1 protein-coding gene is annotated in these 4,795 nt (G+C 28.8%); it reads left to right on the top strand.

Annotation, left to right across the window (positions count from 1 at the left end; translation table 11 throughout):
- Positions 1-20 precede the first annotated feature (20 nt).
- Positions 21-4,795 (top strand): BTA121 domain-containing protein surface lipoprotein (locus U880_RS10015; protein ID WP_038359091.1); only part of this gene is annotated, 4,775 nt, incomplete at its 3' end.

Below are 4,795 nucleotides of genomic sequence, written 5' to 3'. Positions count from 1 at the left end.
GAGTAGAACGAATTCTTGCAATGTATAATGGACCGGATAAAGATGTACTTATAAAAAGATTAAAAGACAAGGAAACAGAATATGTGAGACGTTTAAAAACCGCTTGTTATGCTTTTAAGTCTGATGATTTGTATAAGAATTTATTAGGTACATTACAATATGGATTAGAGTTTAAAAGTATTATTGTAGAGGATATAAAATCTTATCATGATATTTATGATCAAGTGTTAGAAAAATTAAATAACGATAAAATGCGTGCTGCCTTAACTTTTCTTGAAACTGCTATATCAATTCCTGATTTAACTAACCCAGGTGATCTTGGTATTATAAATAAGACAAGACAAACTTTTTGTGATTTTTGTAAGTTTTTCCTAGATACAGATAGTATTGTTAGACTTGAAAGAGCGCTATCAGGTATTGTAGAGACATTAAGTAAAAAAGAGGGAGTAGAACGAATTCTTGCAGAGTATGGTGGACCTAACAAAAACATACTTACACAAAGATTAAAAGATATAGAAACAGAATATAGTAAGTATTTAAAAAATATTTGTAGTCATGATTCTATTTATGACATGGAGAATAGCTTATTAAGCAATGCAAATAATGCATCCAGTTTTATTGGTATTGAAACTGAGGTAACATCTTGTAATAGTAAGTATATTAATATTATCAGTAAATTCAGTGAGGAAGGAGCACGTGCTTTGCTTTTCTTTAAAGATTCTGTAATAGATCCTAATTTAGAACCTCTAGATAATTCTGCAATTACGCTTAGGATAATACAGAACTTTAGTCATTTTTTATTTGATACGGATAATGGTTCGTTTGATAACATAAAAAAGGCTATCTTGAGTGTTGTAATGACATTGCGGACAAGAAAATTCGCAGAAGAAGTTATTGAGAAATATGTTACTGGATCAGAGAAAAATATGATCGAACGGATATTTCAAGTTGAAGAAGTTAGATATAAAAAATATTTAAAAAATATTTTTTATTGTGATATGTCCTCTTCTGATAATACTATTTGTTTTGATGTGATGCAAATGAAATACGATCCATATCTATGGGAAAGTATTGTAAATGGAACATATCGTTATTATGATATTTTTAGTAAAATCTCAGAACAATTAAGTAATGAAGAGAGAGATGCTTTGGCTTTTCTTGAAGATGTTATAACAAATCTTGTTCCGGGTAATCCAGATGGTCATGAGGTTACAATTAAGACGAGGAAGTATAGGAGTTTTATAGTTGATATAGATGATGTTGATAAACTTCGATCGGCTTTATTGAATATAGTATTAACATTAAATGCAAAAAAAATGGCAGAAAAAGCTCTTGTAAATTATACTGGAGCAGGAAAAAGTATCCTTTTAGTAAAATTAGAAGATATTAAAGCAGAATACGTACGGTACTTAAAAAGTATTTGTGATACTTGCTCTATGTATGATCATTTATCATCTACACAAAATTATGTATTACAATTTGAGGGAATTGTAAATGATATAAATTCTTATAGCAGTATTATGAAAAAATTAGGTGATGAAGAAAGAGATGCTTTAATCTTTCTTGAGGATTCTATAATGATATACAATCCAAATGACCCAAGTGATTATAAAAGTACGATGGATTTGAGTAAAAACTATAGTGATTTTGTATTGAAGGAATTTGATATTGATGTATTTAAGAGAGTTCTATCAAAAGTTGTAAAAACATTAAATACAAAAAAACTAATAGAATATGTTCTTAAAAATTATATTGAGCCAGGGAAAGATATTCTTGAACAAAGATTCCGAGAGGTAAAAGCAGAATATATGAAGCATTTAAAAAGTATTTGTAATGTTTCTACTGTTGATGAAATGAAGAGTAATTTATTAAGCAATTCAGATTATTCATCTCAATTTGAAAGTATTGCAACTTCTATTTCCTTGTATTTCAGTGTTTTAGGACGATTAGATGCTAATGATAAAACAGCTTTAGATTTTCTTGAAAAATCTATAATAAGTTCTAATCCAGATGATTCGGATGATCATGAAATTGCAATTCAAGGGAAACGAAACTATAACTTACTGATATTGGAGGCAAATGATATTAGTAAACTCAAGTTGGTGCTGTCAGGTATTGTGGCAACGTTGAATGAGAAAAAAATAGTAGAAGAAGCTCTTAAAGAGTATACTAAAATAGGGAAAGATGCTCTTGAGCAAAAATTACAAGATATCGAAGCAGAATATATGAAGCATTTAAAAAGCATTTGTAATGTTTCCACTGTTGATGAAATGAAAGATGATTTATTGAGCGATTCAGATTATACACCTCAATTTGAAAATATTGTAAAGTCTGTTGCCTTGTATAGTGGTATTTTAGAACGATTAGATGCTAATGATAAAAAAGCTTTAGATTATCTTGAAAAGTCTATAACAAGAGCTAATTCAGATGACCCAGATGATCATGAAATTACAATTCGAGTGAAGCGAAACTATGACCTACTGATGTTGGATGCTAATAATGATATTAGTAAATTTAAGCCGGTTCTGTTAGGTATTGTAGAAACGTTAAAGGCAAAGGAAAAAGCAAAAGATCTTCTTAAGGAGTATACTGAACCAGGGAAAAATGTTCTTGAACAACAATTGCAAAAGATAGAAGCAGAATATATGAAATCTTTAAAAAATCTTTGTAATACGTCCTCTTTGAGGGTAATGAGAGATTATTTATTAGGAAGGTCAAATAGTGCATTTCAATTTGAAAATATTGTAAAGTCTATTGGCTGGTATAACAATATTCTAGAACGATTAGGTTATAATGGGCAAAAAGCCTTAGATTTTCTTGAAAAATGTATAACAAGAGCTAATCCAGATGACCCAGATGACCATGAAATTACAATTCGAGTGAAGGAAAACTGTGATCTGTTGATGGTGTATGTAACTGATATTAGTAAGCTCGAGTCAACTTTGTTAGGTATTGTAAAAACGTTAAAGGCAAAGGAAAAAGCAAAAGATGCTCTTCAATGGGATACTAAATCAGGGAAAGATATTCTTGAACAAAGATTCCAAGATGCAGAAACGGAATATATGAAGCATTTAAAAAGCATTTGTAATGTTTCTACTGTTGATGAAATGAAAAGTAATTTATTGAGCAATTCAGATTATTCATCTCAATTTGAAGGTATTGTAAAGTCTGTTGCCTTGTATAGTGGTATTTTAGAACAAGAACAATTAGATGCTAATGATAAAAAAGCTTTGAATTATCTTGAAAAATGTATAACAAGAGCTAATCCAGATGACTCGAATGACCATGAAATTACAACTCAAATGACGAGAAACTATGACCTATTGATGCTGGATGCTAATAATGATATTAGTAAATTCAAGCTGGTTTTGTTAGGTATTGTAGAAACGTTAAAGGCAAAGAAGAAAGCAAAAAATGCTCTTAGAGAGTATACTAATCCAAGGAAAGATATTCTTGAACAAAGATTCAAAGATGCAGAAGCAGAGTATATGAGGTATTTGAAGGGCATTTGCAATACTTTATATTTTAATGAAATGTATAATAATTTGTTAAGAAAAACAGACAATTCATCCCAATTTAAATCTATTTTAGAATCTATTCACTTTTATGGTTTTAGTTATCATAATTTTGTAATTATTATGGGACAATTAGATAAAGATGAACAAAATGCTTTAATTTTTCTTGAATATGCCATAATAAATCCTAGTTTTGATGATCCAAATGACCATGAGATTATAATTAGTGCAAAACGAAATTATAGTTTCCTTACGCTATACGAGGATGATATTAGTAAACTCAAGCTAGTTTTGTCAGGCATTGTAAGAACATTAAAGGAAAAAAAATTAGCAGAGGATGCTCTTCAAAAGTATACTAGGATAGAGAAAGATGTTCTTGAACAAAGGTTCCAAGTTATAAAAACAAAGTATATGAAGCATTTAAAAAATATTTGTAATATTTCTTCTATTGATGAAATGAAAAGTAATTTATTAAACAATGCGGATCATTCATTACAATTTAGAAATATTGTAGAGTCTATAAATTATCATATCAGTATTGAAGAACGGTTAAATATTGATGAGAAAAATGCTTTGGCTTTTCTTGAAAGTGTTATAACAATATTTAATCAAAGTAATCTTGAGTTTGTGACCCATACAAAATATAACTTTTATATTTTTATATTACAGATAGGAAATATTGATAGACTTAAAGCAATTTTGTTAGGGATTGTAAAAATGTTAAATGCGACAATAGAAATAGAGAAAGTTTTGGAGAATTATTCTGGAGCAAATAAAGAGCAATTTATACAAAGATTACAAAAGGAAAATACAAATTATATAAAACTCTTAAAAAGAGTTTGTAATACTTACTCTTTTGTTAAAATGTACAGTGATTTGTTAAATAGAGCAGACGATGTGTTGCAATTTATAAGTATTGATATTGATTTGAAATATTATACAAAACTTATAATGAAATATAATCATGTTTCTGCTTTGCAGATTTTTACTGATAGGGCAAGAATGGCAGTTACTGAATTACTTTATAAATTTAGTCTATCTGATGAACATAAGGAAACAGCTATGTATTTGAGAAAGGCATTAGTAGATACTGCTAAAACATATACTAATGATACGTTTTATGATCTATTGTCTAAATTAAATGTTGATAGAGTTAAAGCAATTATGAACAATATGTTAGAGGGTCATCATTTAAGTTTGTTTTATAGGGCTAGTGGAATTATTAAGAATATCCAAGTGCCGGATGTAAAGCGTAGATTACAGGATAGGTTAGACATGGC

It is taken from the genome of Borrelia hispanica CRI (genome assembly GCF_000500065.1).
GTDB classification, from domain to species: Bacteria; Spirochaetota; Spirochaetia; order Borreliales; family Borreliaceae; genus Borrelia; species Borrelia hispanica.
Note: the sequence above shows the minus strand (reverse complement) of the source record. Positions and strands in the feature narration are given on the sequence as shown.